The 16,829-nt window shown below is 64.6% G+C and carries 10 protein-coding genes and 2 pseudogenes; all 12 read right to left on the bottom strand.

Annotated features, from left to right (window positions below; genetic code table 11):
- Positions 1 to 31: 31 nt before the first annotated feature.
- The gene (locus tag Athai_RS06785; RefSeq protein WP_203960696.1) at positions 32 to 934 is read right to left on the bottom strand and encodes an FAD-dependent oxidoreductase; all 903 of its coding nucleotides are present in this window, start codon (positions 932 to 934) and stop codon (positions 32 to 34) included.
- A gap of 77 nt (positions 935 to 1,011) precedes the next feature.
- Positions 1,012 to 2,547, bottom strand: coding sequence for a lyase family protein (locus Athai_RS06780; protein ID WP_203960695.1), 1,536 nt, complete (start codon positions 2,545 to 2,547; stop codon positions 1,012 to 1,014).
- Positions 2,544 to 3,521 (bottom strand): 1-aminocyclopropane-1-carboxylate deaminase/D-cysteine desulfhydrase, encoded by a 978-nt coding sequence (locus Athai_RS06775; RefSeq protein WP_203960694.1) that lies wholly within the window; start codon positions 3,519 to 3,521, stop codon positions 2,544 to 2,546. Before Athai_RS06775 ends, Athai_RS06780 begins: the two co-directional genes overlap by 4 nt.
- A complete protein-coding gene (gene xcbD, locus Athai_RS06770; protein WP_203960693.1) occupies positions 3,521 to 4,897 on the bottom strand; it encodes a 3-sulfopropionylcysteine synthase XcbD in 1,377 nt (458 codons plus the stop codon). Before xcbD ends, Athai_RS06775 begins: the two co-directional genes overlap by 1 nt.
- Positions 4,878 to 5,603 (bottom strand): annotated as a pseudogene (locus tag Athai_RS06765) (XcbA family protein); the annotation flags it as partial. The gene xcbD and the pseudogene Athai_RS06765, both read right to left, overlap by 20 nt.
- A 29-nt stretch (positions 5,604 to 5,632) precedes the next feature.
- Positions 5,633 to 5,815, bottom strand: a pseudogene (locus Athai_RS35220) (DUF7714 family protein); the annotation flags it as partial.
- Positions 5,812 to 6,627 carry a phosphosulfolactate synthase gene (locus tag Athai_RS06760; RefSeq protein WP_203960691.1) on the bottom strand — a complete coding sequence of 272 codons (816 nt, stop codon included), beginning with the start codon at positions 6,625 to 6,627 and terminating at the stop codon, positions 5,812 to 5,814. The pseudogene Athai_RS35220 and the gene Athai_RS06760, both read right to left, overlap by 4 nt.
- 525 nt (positions 6,628 to 7,152) lie before the next feature.
- The gene (rfbH, locus tag Athai_RS06755) at positions 7,153 to 8,895 is read right to left on the bottom strand and encodes a lipopolysaccharide biosynthesis protein RfbH (protein ID WP_203960690.1); all 1,743 of its coding nucleotides are present in this window, start codon (positions 8,893 to 8,895) and stop codon (positions 7,153 to 7,155) included.
- Positions 8,896 to 8,929: 34 nt separating this feature from the next.
- Entirely contained in the window at positions 8,930 to 9,850 is a 921-nt protein-coding gene (locus Athai_RS06750; protein WP_203960689.1) for a class I SAM-dependent methyltransferase, read from the bottom strand.
- Positions 9,850 to 11,025, bottom strand: a complete 1,176-nt coding sequence (locus Athai_RS06745; RefSeq protein WP_203960688.1) for a glycosyltransferase — start codon at positions 11,023 to 11,025, stop codon at positions 9,850 to 9,852. Before Athai_RS06745 ends, Athai_RS06750 begins: the two co-directional genes overlap by 1 nt.
- A gap of 1 nt (position 11,026) precedes the next feature.
- Complete coding sequence (locus Athai_RS06740; RefSeq protein ID WP_203960687.1) at positions 11,027 to 12,352, bottom strand: protoporphyrinogen/coproporphyrinogen oxidase; 1,326 nt, start codon at positions 12,350 to 12,352, stop codon at positions 11,027 to 11,029.
- 12 nt (positions 12,353 to 12,364) lie between these two features.
- The gene (locus Athai_RS06735) at positions 12,365 to 16,735 is read right to left on the bottom strand and encodes a non-ribosomal peptide synthetase (protein WP_203960686.1); all 4,371 of its coding nucleotides are present in this window, start codon (positions 16,733 to 16,735) and stop codon (positions 12,365 to 12,367) included.
- Positions 16,736 to 16,829: the final 94 nt, after the last annotated feature.

The raw sequence follows: 16,829 nt of genomic DNA, 5'->3' as shown, positions 1-16,829 counted from the left end.
GCGAATCAATCGATCCAGCAGCCGGCGTATATCAGTCGCCGAACGCGATATCCTCACAGATCTGCCGCGCAGCATTGATTCCACTGCAGGCCGCGCCCGTCCACATGAAATACGGCGAGCCAGGGTTATTTCCGGCACTGTAGACTCGCGGATGGGAGGTTTTACCGAAGGGCGTTGCGCGTGGATATCCGTTTGGGCTCAACTCAAGTCCGAGCTGCCTCGGCAGAAGCTGATTCGGTCGGATTATGAAGTCCAGTACGACGGTCCCGGCTATCAACTCTCTGCCTTTAGCTGTCAGGAGGCGCAGCTTCCCCGAGTCGAGTACGGTGGCCGACGTGACACTGTCGACGAACACCCTAGAACCGATCATCCGAAGCCGATCAGCGAATTCATGTTGAGCGGCGTCGGGGTCGGATACCAGAGTCGTGAGATCCTTGGTGTACTGCTGGCACAGGAGCGCGTGCTTGAGGGCTTCCTCACCAGTCCCTACGGATACGAAAGCAGCGCCGTCGTGCTCATAAGTATGGCAGTACGGGCAGTCAAACACCGCTTTTCCCCACGCTTCCATCGGTACCCAGGATGGCATCTCATTCACGGTACCGGCGGCGAGGAGCAGGCGCCGGCCGATGTAACTGGCGCCCCCCCGGGTCACCAGTTCGATGCTGTCTGCGCTGGCACGGGCAGTGTCTACCGCGTCCCATACGAAGGCGGCACCGTAATGTTTGGCGTCAGCCTCCATCTTTGCGAATACGTCTGTAGGCCGAGTTCCGTGCGCATACGGAACATTGTTGATGACCTCCGCGGTGGAGTTGCGCCGAGCGGTCAGTGAGATAATCAAGATGCGGTGTTTCGTTCGCGCCAACAGCACGGCGGCGGATAAACCGGCGGCTCCCGCCCCGACGATGACAACGTCGTAGGGTATACGGTCGTTCACAGGGCTCCTTTGTTATGCGGTTGGGCAAACACAGCCAGTCAAGTGAGCTACTTCTGGGCACTGTAGAGGGGCTGTCCTCATTGCTGCGCATTGCCTCCGTGGCCAGCTCGGATCCGAGTGAGGCCAACGGCAGCATCAACTATCTCCTCTTCCACACTCGCGATATGCTCACGCCGGTCATCGCGCCAGCCGCTTGCATTCCGCACCCGCTCCAGCAGAGCGCATGCATGATCCTTCACTTGTCCCGGCGCACTGCCTCCGACAACGGTCCGAGTAGCCACAATGTGGCTTGGATCAAGCGCATCACGAAGGATGGTTGCATCTATCCCAAGCCGTCGGCGCAGAATCAGCTCAGCAGCGTTCTCGACGTCAAGCTCGCTCATCGTCGCGCGGTCCTCATCTATCGCGCAAGCTACGGCGCGACCGACAATTCGATAGGCAGATCGATAGTCCACTCCGTTTCTGAGGACTAGCTCTTCGGCAAGGTCTGCAGCGCCTGTGAATTTAGTCCCTGCGGCGAGAGTCAGCGCCTCCTCGTCGATCTGCAAGGTCCGCACGACTTCGGAGGCAAGCTCGACTACCCGGTTGGCTGTGTCAAGAATCTGTGCGACCTGACCGTAGGTATTCAGCCAATTGTCGGTGCGGGCGGACGGTGTACGGGCCGTCGCCACAAGGCCGGTGAGCATGCCGACCATGGTGTTCGCCGAAGCCCGAATGACGGCGAGGGCGTAAGGATTCCGTTTCTGAGGCATAAGGACGGACGCCCGGCAGAGCGAAGCGTCCAGCCCGACATAGCCGAAACCAGGACTCGTAAAGATCTCCAGGTCCTCGGCGAGGCGATCTGCCGTGATCACGGCACAGAGCGCCGCGAAAGCCACCTCGATGAATTCGTCAATTGCCCACATCGCGTCTCGGGTGTGTGCCGCGGGCACGGCGAAACCGAGCCGTTCGGCGAGGATGTCGCGATCGAGGGCGAGCCTGGTGCCGCCGACGCCGCCGGCCCCGGCCGGCGAGCGGTCGATCAGGGCGAAGGCGTTCTCGAGCCGCGTGAGGTGCCGGACGCACTCCTCGCCAAAGCCGCCCAGGTAGTGTCCAAAAGTAGACGGCTGCGCAGGCTGCAGGTAGGTGTTGTCCGCCCAGACGGTCTCCGCCTGTTCACTCGCGCGCCCACTCAAGACCTCAGCGAATCCAGACACGGCCTCGTGAAGATCAAGCAGGCGGTCGCGCACCGCGAGGCGAAAGGCGATCCGGCCGGCTTCCCGCCGCGTCCGACTGGTGTGCAGCCAGCCGGCGCCCGCACCGAGCCGTCGCTCGAGTTCTCGCTCTCGGCTGTTGTACGCATCGCCATATAAGGGGTCGTAGGGGAATTCCGAAGCCGGTTGGGAGGTGATCTGGAGTAATTGCTCAGCCAAGGCCGCCGCGGCTTCGTCTGGCACGACTCCCGCCTCATGAAGGGCGCGGAGATGGACGAGGTCGGCCATGCCAAGTCCGTGGTGGAGCAGTTCCGCATCCGCGATCTCCGTGCGGTATCCAGACTCAACCATGGTCCGCGCCGGACCGCTGGTGATCCGCGCTTCGGATCCTAAGTATCCTGCTGGAAACGGAGTCGTCATATCTGACCTTCCGATGTGTCGAACAACGTTGGTGCCCCGCCCGTGACCAAGAACACCACCGGACCGTCGATAGAACCTCGCCTTGCCGCATCGATCAGGGCGGCCATGGCCTTGGCGCCAAACACAGGGTCGAGAAACACACCCGTGGTCTGGGCTACGATGCGGGTCGCCTGCTCTCCCGCCTCGGACGCACGACCGTATCCAGGGCCGATATAGCCGTCGATGATTACGACATCGTCAAGGTCTTTGCCGTGGCTTGCTGGGAATCCCAGTTGCGTGACCTCGTCGGTCAGCACGGCCACCCGGTGCGCGCACTCCGCTGCAGGTCGACTTACGGTGACCCCGACCACCCCATAAGTGGCGGCCAAGCATCGTGCACCAGCGAGGAGGCCCGCCTGCGTCCCGCATGAGCCAGTGGCGAGCCAGACGAATTGTGGCGTAAGGTCACGCTCCCGAAACTGGTCCGCCAGTTCGCTATTGGCTTTGGCGTAGCCGACTGCGCCAAGAGCTGTCGCCCCACCGCGTGGCAGGTTGTACGGGCGACGCCCCTCAGCTCTGAGCTGCGCCGTCAGCACCTCAAGCGCCGAATCGACCGACGCACGTTCGAAGTTGCCGGTAAAGCGGATGTCCGCACCCGCAAGCTCGGCCAAGGCATGATTGCCGGACGGACGCCTGGGCAGTCCATAGTAGACGAGATATGGATCGAGGCCATACCGACGAGCCACCAGCGCCGCCAGCATCGCCCAGTTCGATTGCGGTCCCCCTCCAGTAATCAGGCAATCCGCGTCGCGTGCCAGCGCATCCCCAATCAGGAATTCCAGTGCCCTGATCTTGTTACCCCCCAGCCCGGTCCCAGTGAGATCATCCCTCTTCAACCATATGTCGACGCCGATCCTATTGGACAGCTGCGGTACGCGTTGCAGCGGAGTGGGCCCATCGATCAGCTCAACGCGCCGTAGCGCATTCGCCGCCATCACCTTGCGCCGCCATTCTTGCTCCTCGGGGTGTCCAATGTCTTGAGGACCCGGTCAACGAACATGCCGGCGGCGCCGACGGCAACGTCGAGGTCAAGGCTGGCGTCGATCTCCGATACTGATAGATGCGTGAGCACCTCTCGATTGGCGAGCAACGCGTCACGCATGCTCAAACCATTTGCGCGGCCATTCATCGTGGCCTCGTAAATCAGCGTGTGCGCCGAGTGCTTGCCGATCTTGGCAGAGAGGACGCGCATCACCGGCTCAGACATGAGGTAGCCGGCGCAGGCATCGACATTATCTTTCATCCGATCAGCGTTCACTTGGAGCCCGTCGGCCAGACGGCAGCAGAGGACAAGCGCGGTGCAGGCGAGCAGACAGGCCTCAGGGACGGCAAGCCATTCTGTCTTCCAGGACCGGCCGTCACGCTCATGTTCGTGCACCATGGCTTCCAGCCCCAGACCCGCGTTGGAGCGGATCACCTTCGCTAGGGTAACCAGGTGCTCGGACAACTCTGGATTGCGCTTGTGCGGCATGGTTATGCTTCCCACCTGGCCCGGCGTCCAAGTCTCGGCCAGTTCGCCGATTTCTGGCCGTTGAAGTTCATATACCTCTTGACCAATTTTGGCCAATGTGGAACTCATCATACCCAGAAACCCCAAAAATTCAGCCACACCGTCCCTAGCCGTTATCCACGGAATATCCGGCACTCCGAGTCCAAGTCGCGCGGCGAACGCGGACAGTAGTCGCTCGGATTCTGGCATCCAGAACTCCATCGTCCCCAAAGCGCCGCCCAATTGGACCACTTCAATGCGAGGCCGGATATCGCGGAGCCGTTCCCGGTGGCGAGAAAGCTCCGAAGCCCACACCGCGGCCTTGAAACCGAAGGTGATTGGCAGACCGGGCTGTCCGTGAGTCCGCCCGCACATTACCGTGTCTCGATGAGCAATGGCGAGGCCGGCGATCGTGTCCAGGAGGTGCCCGAGGTCACGGTCAACGATGTCAAGCACATAGCGCGCGGTCAGTGCGGTCCACGTGTCCGTGAGGTCCTGGACAGTGGCCCCGTAGTAGACCCACTCCGCAGCTTCTTCGGGCAGCACGCAGCGCAAGCTACGGATAAGCCCGAACGTTGAGTGGCCAGTCGCCCGCGTTGCGCAAGCCACTTCCTCTAGGTCAAACAATTCGACATCAGCGTGTGCGGCGATTGCTACGGCTGCCTCGTGGGGAATGATACCGACCTCGGACTGCGCCGATGCCAACGCGCTGAGAATCTGCAGCCAGACCTTTATGCGCCCCTTATCATCAAAGTATCGATGAATCTCCTCGGTGCTCCATAGGTGCCGATAAAGCAATGAGTCAGCCGGATGAGCTCCCATCACTCCCCCTCTTGCGCACGACCGCGGTCGCGGGCTGTGGGAGGCCCGCGAGATGCCGCAGCGCGCTGCGTACCTCATCGAGGTTGGCTCCCCAAGGCACGACCGCCATGCCATCACCGATTTCGACGCCGCGCTCGAGTAGACAGCATTTGGTAAGGGTCAGCCTTGAAGGGTCAGTGAGGCGGTCACGCGGACAAATATTGATTTTCACCGGCTCATCGCCATAAAAGTGTCGGTAAAATTGTGCGGACCGCTCGCAACCAACCAACAACCAGTCCTTCCGTTGCGCGGGACGAGTGTCGAGGTACTCCACGAGACCATCCAGATTTGCGCGGCTACCTCGACATGGAAGCAGATGAACAGGGGCGGGGTGTAAAGTCGCCCGCTCAGAGAGGTCCACCGCGTCCAGCTTGAGCTCGATCGGCGGCAGATCCTCGTCGAACGCCACCGCTTGTTTAGCCATTTCGAGCAGCTTCGGCGGGAATGGCGGAACTACCTCGGCGACCTGGATCCGCAACGGAGCAGGGCACAAGATGAAGTTCACATGCTCGAACTTGCCGTGCACCACATATGCGGTGATGCCTGGCCGTGCATGAGTAGCCGCCACATCCGCAAGCGCCGTCGCGTTGCCGACGTCCGTTGTCGGCGACTCGATCCACAGCAGCTCAGTGGGCGCAGCCAATACGGAGCACGAGCCGACACGTAGGAAGAGCTCGCCCCAGGCTCCTTGTCGATCTGTACCAGCGCTGCTAAACCGGCATTCTTCAACACAAGATAGTCAGTGCGCCGATAAACCTCGCGACCCATGAGGAAGGATTCGATGGACGTCTCAGTGAGAGAAATATCGACTTCTTGGATGGATAGGCCTCGATAAGGACTACTTGTCGCGTTCGCTTGCTTCCGATGCTGACCGGTCATGCCAAAACGGTTCCGCACTCGGGAGAGACGGACGCTCCCAAGGCGGTATCCGCCCTCAGCCCCAGCCGCAAGGTCTCCAGAGGCAAGACTTCCTCGAGCGACACGTTGCCGAGGTTCACTGCGGTACCGAAGTGCTGGATGAGCCAAAGTTGCTGGGCCTTCTGAGGCGCTTCGAGGATGACCCGGTTCAGCGGGATCCGGGCGCTGATCGCCTCGACCAGGTCGGACCGCACAGCTTGGTTCTTCTGGTACAGCCCTACCGTGCCACTCTCGCGGCCCTCCGCGATAACGAGCTCGGCCCCGGATTCGAGATCCGATTCCATCTCGCCCGCCCACTGCGCCGGATCGACGTGCACGTCGGCGGACTTTGCACCTGTTTCAGCGAGGACCGAGAAGTCCTTCGAGAGGTTCCGGATCAATGTGCTCTTCGTCTTCTGGCTCATCAGTTGTAGGCCATTTGAAACCTCGAGCGTCGAGAGTCCAACCTTCTGAGCCCATCGGCAAAACTCGACAAGCCTGCCCTGAGCGGCGCAGATTTCGAAAAGTGTGCCGCCCAGACACGTCTTGATACCTAGCCGGGAGCACAGCGCGATGCGCTGGGTTATCGATGGGTCTACGTAGGCAGTCCCCCAGCCAGTCTTCAGGTAGTCGACATATTGCGCAATCTGCCCCAAGAAGGATTCGAGCATAAGAATCGGCATGCCCTTGTCAAGGACATGTGTAATGCCAGAGACACGCGGCTTAGCCGAGCGCTCCGGCAGCACGAGGAAACCCGGGCGGGTTCGGCCGTCCTCAGTCGACTGCAACTGCATTCTCCTTCACTTTTGTCTCAATAGGGCCAAGTCTAGGGAAGAGCACAGCGACGGGATCTCTTGATGACCGATCCTGCGGTGCAATATCAGGCTCGAGCACATCCTCCGACGCTGTACTCACGTCGCGCCGGCACCATAACCGAGTCAGAACGTCACGGCGCATGCGAGCCTGATCAGGGGATGACGAGAATTTTGCTTTACCCTGGCGAACAGGTATCAGGAGCACAGTCGCTGACACGTCCATTCCCGCTACGCGATCCACGGCGCATCTCGGTGTGGCCCTGGGCGCTGCGGCAGCGAAACACCGTCAGGGTGCGCACCGGGTCGAATCGGCCCGCATCGCTGCCGCCACGGCAATCACGCACTTCTTAGTGGATGTCGGACAGTGTGGCGGGGTATAGCGGGGGTGCTTGGCCAATCGGAAGTTCGCATCGCTGTGGCCGCGCCTCTGTCGCTGACCGGACGGCGTGGTGGTCGGGCCCGGATCGCCGTGGGCCTGGCGCACGGGTGCGGCCGCCGAGCCGATCACAACCGGGAAGGTCCCGTCTGCTCGCGCAGGTCTCGCACGGCTTGTCGTCGCGGCGACAGATCCCGAGCGGCACGACGCAGGTCAACGACTCCGGGCATAGCAACCGCGCCTGCGGACAGGCCATCGACGAACTGGTCAAGTACGTTTCCGACCCTCTCGATGTGGGCCTCGGTCAAGCCCGGGTAGACCCCGATGAAGAACCCTGAGTTCATGATCCGATCAGCCCCCGTCATCTGGCCGACGGTCCGCACCGCCGGCGTGCCGTCCGCACGGACCCGGTCCCAGTATGCGGGCTGCCGAATCAGGTTCCCTCCGAAAATCATCCGGGTCTGCACCCGGTGCGACTCGAAGAAGCCGACTATCTCGGATCGGCCGAACGGGGCGTCCGGTCTCGGCAGCACCTTGAAGCCAAACCAGCTCGGGTCGGACCCGTCCTCCGGGTACGGCAGCTCGAACAGGTCTTCGTAGCGGCCGAAAGCCTCCCGAAGCAGCTCCCAGTTGCGTCGGCGCAGCCGATTGAACTCCGGTAGCTTCTCGAATTGTGCACAACCAATCGCCGCCTGCCAGTCAGTTGGCTTGAGATTGTAGCCGACGTGACTGTACACAAACTTGTGGTCGTAGCCTTGGGGTAGGTCACCCAGTTGCCAGGAGAAGCGCTTGCCGCAGATGTTGTCCTGCCCCGAGTCACACCAGCAGTCCCGCCCCCAGTCCCGCAGGCTCTCCACGGCACGCACCAACATCGGATCCGACACCACATTGACCGCGCCGCCCTCTCCCATAGTGATGTGGTGCGCCGGGTAGAACGACAACGTGGAAAGGTCACCGAACCTGCCGACCAGCGCAGGGCCGGCCGGAGAACGGTAGGTTGAACCGAGCGCGTCGCAGGTGTCTTCCACGAGCCACAGCTCATGCCGCCGGCAGAAATCCAACACCGCGTCGATGTTGAAGGGGTTGCCGAGCGCATGGGCAAGAATCACCGCCTTGGTCCGCTCCGTGAGCGCCGCCTCGAGTTGGGTGACGTCGACGTTCCCCGATCCCGGATCGGTATCCACCAGCACCGCCACGCAATCGTTCTGCAGAATTGGATTGACCGTCGTGGGAAACCCGCAGGCCGTGGTGATCACCTCATCGCCCGGCCGCAGTGCGCGGTCGCCGAGCAGGCTCGAGGTGAGTGCTGAAACGGCCAGAAGGTTCGCCGAAGAGCCCGAGTTGACCAGGACCGTTCGGCGCACGCCGAGGTAGCGGGCGAGATCGCGCTGCAGCCGTTCGCCGAACCGGCCGAGCGTCAACCAGAAGTCGAGCGACGCCTCCACCGCGAACTCCAGCTCACGATGGTCGAATACCCGGCCCGAGTAGGGGACCGCGGAGGTGTTGGCCTCGGTACGGCGAGGATGGTGGTAGGTCTCGTAGAACCACCGCGACGTGTCGGTGATTCTGGCCCGCAGCGCACGAGACAACGCAGGGCCGCTGATCTGGCCCACCACGGTCAGGCTGTCGGCGGGGAGCGTCGAGGTATCCAGATGCGAGATCTGCAAGTCGTCGTCTTCGTCCACGGGTCGGCGCACGAAGTCTTCTGCTTGTATGTTGACCGTCTGGTCTCCGCCGATCCCCCACGAAGCGGACGCCACCACGTACTTGGCTGTCTCGCTCAGTTCCCCGAGCACGACGCCGAGTCGCCTATCACTGGGCGATTCGGCTTCCCAGGCGACGACAGCTCCCGGAGCAATGGATATTGCCATCGATCACACTCCTAGGTGTACGGATCCTGGTCCCTCACCCGCGCTTGCGAACGGCCAGTTGCCAGTCGCGGAACAGCACGTCGTATCTACCGTAGATCATCGCCAGGAACGCGTCGACCGCCGGTTTGACGGGAAAACCGAACGAGCCCGGGAACAGCGCGTCCTCGTAGTCATCGAAGACGACGAAGCCACCCGGCTTCAGTAGCTTCCAGGCGAGCGCGGCGTCCTGTACGACGTCCAGCCCAGCGTGTGAACCGTCGACGTAGATCAGGTCGAATGTCTGGGGGTCGAGGAACTGCAGGACCTGCTGTGAGGGTCCCCGTAGCTTCACGACCCGATGCGCCTGGCCGGTAGCGCGCATGTTGTAGTCGAAGTTGCCTTCTTGGCCGTCGTAGGCGATGAATGGATCGACGCACACCACGGAGCTGCCCTCGCCGGTGAGCAGCTCGCGCAGCAACCAGCACGTCGAACGGCCCTCGAAACAGCCAACCTCTAGGATTCGCAGGCCCGCAACGCCGGCTAGGTGGCCGAAGTGCTTTCGCCACACGGGTTCGTGATAGTAGAACCAATCGTGACTGAACCTGCCGTCACCGTCCAGGAGCCGCAGCGGAAAGCTCTCCACAATGTACTGGCGGAGCTGCCGCTTGTTCTCCTGCGACACGGCCTCCTGGCGCAGCAGACCCTCGACGAGGTCCCGCACCTGCTGTCGGGCTATCGCGAGGCTCGGTGCGCTGATCCGGCCGCATCGGTGCTCGATGTCCAAACGCGACAGTTCGGCAACGCTGGCGCCGAGGACCTCCGGCACGTCCTCGTCGCCGATGTCCTGAGCACCGAGCCGCAGGAACCAGTCGAGGTAGCGGGCGTGGAACGACGGGCTCAATACCATCACGCGCGAGCGGATGGCGTGGACCCGTCGCTGTTCGTCGGCGAAGTCCGCGTCGTCCGTCGGTGTCATCAATTGAGCAGCTCCTCGATCCGGTCGCAGGCGCTGGCGACCCCGTTATTCATACCCATCACAGCCGCCCATTCGGCGGCCTTCTGCCGGTGTTGGGTTTCGTCGCACAGTCGACGCAACCCCTGAGTCACCTCCGCCGGCCGCCATGCCGCGGGCGGCACGGCAATCGCCACCCCCAACCGTTGCGCCCGTGCCGCGTTGTCGGGCCGGTCCACACCCTGCGCCAGCACCAGTTGCGGCACCCCGGCCTCGAAGCAGCGGGCAACCGTGCCGATTCCACCGTGATGCACCACCGCCGCCACATGTGGGATCAGGGCAGCGAGCGGCAGGCTCTGTCGGTGCTCCACCCTGCTGTCCCGCCGAGACGATATGAGACCCGGCTCGCCGCCGACCGCCAGTACGCGAAACCCCGCGCATAGAGCGCCCTTGACGGCCGCGCGATGGAACCCGGGCGCCAGCATCATCCCGCTGCCGGCCGTCACGAGCACCGGCGGAACGCCGTCTCCGAGGAACTGCCAGATGTCCGCTGGCAGCGGCCGACCGCGATCGTCCGGGAAGCCGGTGGTGTACAACCCGGGTGTGTTCTCCATATCGGGGGCAAACCAGTACGGCCACAGCCCGAGCCGCGGCGATGCCTCCACCCACGACAGCCAGTTGTCGACCGGAGCCAAGCCGAAACGGTGGCGTTCGATGTTCAGGGCGTCAAGGTACGCGCCGCCGTGCAACTGGTCGATACCGCGTGCCTCGTCCACGGCGTGCGGGGACACCAGCGACCACGCCGCAACGACGCCGGCGGCCTGCGCGGCGTTGATGGCGTCGGTCTCGGTGACATAGCGGGCTATGACGACTGAGCCGTCGGAGCCCACCCGCCGTGTCACTTCGTCGAACTTGAGTTTCGCGCGCGTCGCGTTGTGGTACCAACCGGCAACGCGGCGCCTGGCGTCGGCGTCGTGATTTCGCGTGACCAGTTCCGCACTGGCCTGCAGCAGTCGCTTGTACTCCTCAGGCGTGTCGAGCGGCACGAACTCGAGGCCCGCCGCACGCGCGCGCCCGGCGTACGGGGCATGGCTGATCAGCGTGCACCGGTGTCCACGTGCGGTCAGACCTCCGCCGATGGCGACGAGCGGATGGACGTCACCCGCCGTGCCCGTCACCACCATGACAACCGTCGCCATGTCAGGGACCGTCCGGCACGGCCGGTGCGGTGATCCGCTCGGTGACCCCTGCCGCGGCCCGCCACCCGGAATGGATGGCGTCGTCTGTCCAGTAGTATTTCCATTCCCCGTAACGGCCCGCGAGGGTGATGCCACACTCAGCGACAAACGGCCGGATGACTGACAGTGCCGACGCATGTCGCTGATTGACAACGACGTTGGCGTAGGGGATGACACGGACCCGACTAAACAACACCTCACTCTGGTCCCGCAGGATGCCGACCCGGATCAGCTCACCGACGACCCGGTCGGCGGTGCGCGCGGGGTCCTGACGAAGCGGACGCTCCCGCGAGAAATAGACCTCAGCCTGGACGGAGGAGCAGCCGGCCGGGGCCATCGACGCGGCGTAGCGGCTCGGCGCGCTCAGGCGTGAGATGCAGATGTCCTCGTCGTAGAAGTACAGCCAGTCGTAGGACGTCACCTCCGCGCGTTTGATGCCGATATCGACCAGCACGACGGAGGTGCACAGCAAGTCGTCGGTCGCCTGACGCACTGGCACCGGCACCGGCACCCCGCCGATGCGGCGCAGGAGCTGGTCCAGCGGCATCGTCGAGATCAGCTGGTCGTACGGTTGACACGAACCGTCCGCGAAGTGCAGCTTCCGCGTGGCCACGTCCACGATGGACACCTCCTTGTCGACGATGACATTCGCGCTCTCGCCGAGTTCCCGGACGTACGAGCGGAACGCACCGGCGCGCGGATACCGGTAGGTCTTGAGGTAGTGGAACGTCCCGGCCATGTCGGGCGTCAGCGCGCCAAGGACCATCTCGCGCGCCGACGGTCGCTGCATTCGGGGACCAATCCAATCGGTGGAAAGCTGGGCGGGCTCTACCGTCCAGTATTTGCGGGTGTAGACGTAGGGAAACGTTTCGGCGAAGGTACGCCCGTAGGTGGCGACCAACCATTCGGCGTAGTTCGATGCCTCTGTGGGTGCCGGTCGCGGGGCGAAGAAGTCGAGGATGCAGTCGGCAACCAGATCAGCCGGTAGGCCGTGCAGGTGCACCTGGACCGGATGGGTCGTCCAATGGCCGTGAAAGTAGCACCCGATCGACGCGGTCAGTTCGCCCGATCCGCCGGAGCTTCGCTCAAACATTTCGCGGATCACCGCGTCGCCGGTGAAGGACACGTGTGGGCCCTCGTCAAACCAGAAGCCGTCGACCTCATCGCTGTGTGCGTGCCCGCCCCAATGGGGCTTTGCCTCGTAGACGTTGGCGTCGATGCCCGCCGCCGCGAGACGTTGTGCGGCGGCGAGCCCGGCCAGCCCAGCACCGACGATGGCTATCTGCACCTGCTACCTCCGTTACCTCCGCGCGCCGAGCCGCTCGACGAGCCCGTTGAGCACCGGCGCGCCCGCGCACTGCAGGCGGGCAGCGCCGTAGCCTGCTGCGGCCAGCGCGGCAAAGTGCTCGAGCACGGTCTTGTGCTCCGGTAGACCCAGGGTCGGCGCCAGCCCGGTGTCGGCGGCTAGCAGTCCGGCCGCGAGCGTACATCCCATGATTTCGTTCGGGTCGCGGCGGCGCGCGTGCTCGACTCCCGGCAGATTCGACATCCACGGCGGTACGTATCGATCCTCGGGTAGCGGGACGGGCGAGCGGACGATGCCGGCCTCGATGAACATCGCGTCGGCTGCGACGATCATGCGCTGGTTGGCGGCCTCGACGTCGAAGCAGTGGGGGTACGAGTCGTCAACCACGATCGTTGCGGGTCTCACCTTGGACACCTCGATGACGTCGGGCATGCTCGTCGCGCCGATGATGGTCGTCGCGGCGTATGCCTCGTCCGGCAGCATGCCACCCGAAGGCAACAGCTGCAGAGCGCCCCGATAGTCGAAGCACTCGCGAAGCTCGTCAGCGAACTCGGTCAGCTGGCTGTACTTGCCGTACAGATCGCAAAGCATGATCGACTCCGGGTGTGGCTGCGTCGCGAGCAGCAGTCGCAGGCTCGACGTACCGATCGAGCCGAGACCGAGTGCACAGAGGCGTTCGTCCTCCAGCGATCGGGCCGTTCGACCCAGGGCCTCGGTAACGGTGTGCACGACGGCGCAGGCGGTGACCGGATGACCGGTGGTGATTGTGACCGGCGATGAGCCCTGCATCCGCTCGGCGAGCGCGGCACCGTACCGGCTGGCCGACGGCAGCAGGCCGGTCAGCGAGACGGCACGAGCGCCCAACCGGTCGGCCCGTCGCATAGCAGATTCGAGCATGTCGACGGCCGCCGTCTCGTCGATGAAGAGCTGACTCCCACTACATGGCAGGATCAGGACGCCGATGCGGCCCGCCGGCGTGGTTATGACATTGCCGAGGGTAGCCCCGGAGTCATGCAATTCGACGCCGCACCGGTCACGCAGGACTCCCGCCGCTATCCACGAGTCAGGGAGGTAGGTCAGGGCCGCTGCATCCAGAGCCGGCGCGCGGCCCTCCTCGATTGCGAGGTCGGCGCGGTCAGGTTGCATCCGCACGAGGTCCGTTGCCGGAAAGCGCGGTAGGGACGGGGCCTGGGACCGCCGCTCCGCGCCGATGCGAATGGGCGGAGCACCGGCGACGGCCGGCACGTTCGCCACTGCGGTTCGGTCGAGCGCGGCTGCCAGTTGAGCGACGCTCGGATGGTGGAAGACCAGGTGAGTGGTGACGTCGCGGCCCAACGCCGCCGTCAGTCGGGCCGCCAGCCGGGTTATCAGGAGCGAGTGGCCGCCCAGGTCGAAGAAGTTGTCGTCGGCGCCAACGGAAGCCAAACCGAGCACCTCAGCCCATACCGGCGCGATCACCCGCTCGGTCGGTGTTGCCGGCGCCCGTCCCGTCTGGGATGGCTGCACCTCGAAGTGGCGCAGCCCCTGTCGATCGACCTTGCCGGTCCGCGTGGTCGGCAGGGCGTCGAGCACCACGAACACCGACGGCACCAGCAGGTCCGGAAGCCGCGACCGAACCGCCTCGCGGAGGGCGCGTCCGTCAAGCTTGCTGTCGCGCTCCACGGTGACGAACGCGACCAGGCGGGTGTCGTCGTCGAACGCGCGCGCTGTCACCGCGCAGCCGGTCACCCCTGGCACTCGGTGGATCGCGGCCTCAACCTCGCCAAGCTCGATTCGCGCACCCCGGATCTTGACTTGGCCATCGAGTCGCCCGGCAAACTCCAGTACGCCTTGGCGGCGCCAGCGCGCACGGTCGCCGGTACGGTACAGGCGATCGCCGTTACCCCAGGGATCGGGCACGAACCGCGACGCCGTCAGCCCGGGTCGTCCCGCGTACCCCCGGGCTAGTGCCACGCCACCCACGAGAACCTCACCGACGACGCCGGGGGGCACCAGCCGCAGCCGATCGTCGACGACGCGGACGACGACACCGTCGATCGGTCGACCGATCGGCACAGGGCCCGCTGCCTCGTCCACGCAATCCCAGGCGATCACGTCGGCGCCGACCTCGGACGAACCGTAGAGGTTCACGAGCCGCATAGCTGGCATTCTGGTGCGCAGTTCGGTGACGAGCCGACGCTCGATCGCCTCACCGCTGGTCATGGCCAGCCGCAGCGCCGGCAGTTGGGTCGCCAGATCGGGGATCGCCAGCATCGCCCGCAATAAGGACGGCACGAGCACGACACGGGTAACACCTGCCGAGGCCAACCGATCGACGAACCGTTCCACCCGGCGGACCGTCGAGTCGTCGATGATGACGGTCGGCACGCCGGCGAGGAGCCCGACGAGGTACTCGGCCACCGCGTCGACAAAGGATACCGCGGTCTTCTGCACGCAGACTTCCCGCGCGTCGAACGGATACGCGCGCCATGCCCACCGCAGCCGGTTGAGCAGTGATCGGTGTGTGCCCATGACCGCTTTCGGCACGCCGGTAGATCCTGAGGTGTAAATGACGTAGGCGAGCCCCTCGGACCGGAGCGCCGGCATCGGCGGCAGGGGGCCGCCCGGGCGGTCCACGTCGTCCACGGTGATCAGCGCCGCGCCGAGGCCGCAGAATCTGTCTGCCAGCGCGGCGGTGGTCAGCACCACGTGCGCCTTGCTGTCCCGGACCGCGGAGACACGCCGTTGCGGGGACAGCGCGGGATCCACGGTGAGAAACGCGGCGCCGCAGCGCAGCACCGCGAGCACCGCCGCGATCAGCGCCGGCGAGCGGGGAATGCATAGCACGACAACCTTCTCGGCGGCGGCCCCCTGCTCATCCAGGGCGACGGCGAGGGCGTCGACCAACCCCGACAGTCTTAGGTACGACCAACGTTCATCGTCCATCACCAGTGCCGTGGCGTCCGGTTCGAGCGCGACTCGCCGATGGAACAGCCCCACCAGGTCGAGATCGTCCGGACTGGCCGCGGGGCCGGCGCTCCACTCGTGCAAGGCGCGTTGCTCATCCGCCGACAGCAGTGGTACGTCACCGACCACCGCCCGGGCGTCGCGGGCGATCTCGGCCAACAGCCGTTGCCAGTGCTTTACGATCCGCTCCACCGTCGGCCGGTCATACAGGTCGGTACTGAATTCGACGGCACACTCGAGCCGGCCATCGCGCGGCACCGCAGCAATGCCGATGTCCATCTGAGCAGAGGTTCCGGCCACGTCACGGTAGCCGACCCGTAGATCCGCCAAGCCAAACGCGTGCGCCGGCGCGTTGTGCAGCACCAGCATCACCTGGAACAGCGGCGACTGCGACTGGTCCCGGGCGAGCGTCAACTCCCGCAACACTCGCTCGTACGGGAGGTCCTGGTGGCTGTAGGCGTCGAGGCAGACATCGCGCGCCCGCACAAGCAGGTCCCGGAACGTCTCGTCCAGGCGCACACCGATGCGCAGCGGCAGCAGGTTGATGAAGCAGCCAATGAGGTCGTCGAGGCCCGGTCTGGTGCGGTTGGCCACCGGTGTGCCGATGACGATGTCGGTTCCCGCGCCATAACGGGACATCAGCGTGGCCAATGCCGCATAGAGCACCATGAACAGCGTGGCATCGGCCGATCGCCCGAGCTCGACGAGTGAGGTGACCACCTCGGACGGGACGACGAAGGTTATTGTTTCGCCGCGGAATGTTTGAGTCGCGGGCCGAGGCCGGTCGCCGGGGAACGTGACGGTGTGCGGTGCTCCGTCGAGATGTCCCCGCCAATACGCGACGTCGGCGGTCACTTCGCCGCTCTGGCGCTGCCAAGCGGCGAAGTCGGCGTAGCGCAGCGGCAGTTGCGGCAGATCCGGCTCGGTGCCCGACGCGTACGCGCCGTAGAATTCCTTGAGCTCCCGGGAGAGGACTGCGGCCGACCAGCCATCGAACGCGACGTGGTGCACCGTCAACACCAGGGTGTACCCGTCATCGGGCAGCGTCACGAGGCACGCGCGCAACAGCGCACCGCGCCCGAGGTCGAACGGTCGGTGCTTCTCTTCGACGGTGACGCGGTCGACGGCCGCGGTGGCTCCCGTGCCGCTGCGCCCCCGCGCGTCGATCCGACGCAACGACACCCGCGCGGGCGGGGTTGCCTGCTGCATCGCAACGCCGTCAACGACCCGGATGGCGGAACGCAGAACGTCGTGGCGCGACGCCAAGCCGGCGAGAGCCCGTTCGAGCGCGGACACGTCTAGCACACCGTGGAGATCCAGAGCCATCACGACGTTGAACTGACCGAGGTCGGATTCGAGCTGACTGAGGTACCAGATCCGCTCCTGCTGGTAGGACAGCGGTGTCCACTCCCCTGCCATCCCTGGCAACGGTCGATCGACGCGATCGGTCTGCGCATTGTGCGAAGCCAGCAGTTCTTCGAATCGCGCTCGCTGAACCGGGGTCAGCGCGGAC

The sequence above is a fragment of the Actinocatenispora thailandica genome (genome assembly GCF_016865425.1).
In the GTDB taxonomy this organism is placed as follows: Bacteria; Actinomycetota; Actinomycetes; order Mycobacteriales; family Micromonosporaceae; genus Actinocatenispora; species Actinocatenispora thailandica.
The sequence above is the reverse complement of the archived record's forward strand: the minus strand, read 5'-3'. Positions and strand labels throughout refer to the sequence as shown.

Excerpts from the sequence above, each read along its gene's own strand:
- Athai_RS06780 (WP_203960695.1), bottom strand. The coding sequence starts at position 2,547 with ATGACGACTCCGTTTCCAGCAGGATACTTAGGATCCGAAGCGCGGATC.
- Athai_RS06775 (WP_203960694.1), bottom strand. The coding sequence starts at position 3,521 with ATGGCGGCGAATGCGCTACGGCGCGTTGAGCTGATCGATGGGCCCACT.
- xcbD (WP_203960693.1), bottom strand. The coding sequence starts at position 4,897 with ATGGGAGCTCATCCGGCTGACTCATTGCTTTATCGGCACCTATGGAGC.
- Athai_RS06760 (WP_203960691.1), bottom strand. The coding sequence starts at position 6,627 with ATGCAGTTGCAGTCGACTGAGGACGGCCGAACCCGCCCGGGTTTCCTC.
- rfbH (WP_203960690.1), bottom strand. The coding sequence starts at position 8,895 with ATGGCAATATCCATTGCTCCGGGAGCTGTCGTCGCCTGGGAAGCCGAA.
- Athai_RS06750 (WP_203960689.1), bottom strand. The coding sequence starts at position 9,850 with ATGACACCGACGGACGACGCGGACTTCGCCGACGAACAGCGACGGGTC.
- Athai_RS06745 (WP_203960688.1), bottom strand. The coding sequence starts at position 11,025 with ATGGCGACGGTTGTCATGGTGGTGACGGGCACGGCGGGTGACGTCCAT.
- Athai_RS06735 (WP_203960686.1), bottom strand. The coding sequence starts at position 16,735 with ATGGCAGGGGAGTGGACACCGCTGTCCTACCAGCAGGAGCGGATCTGG.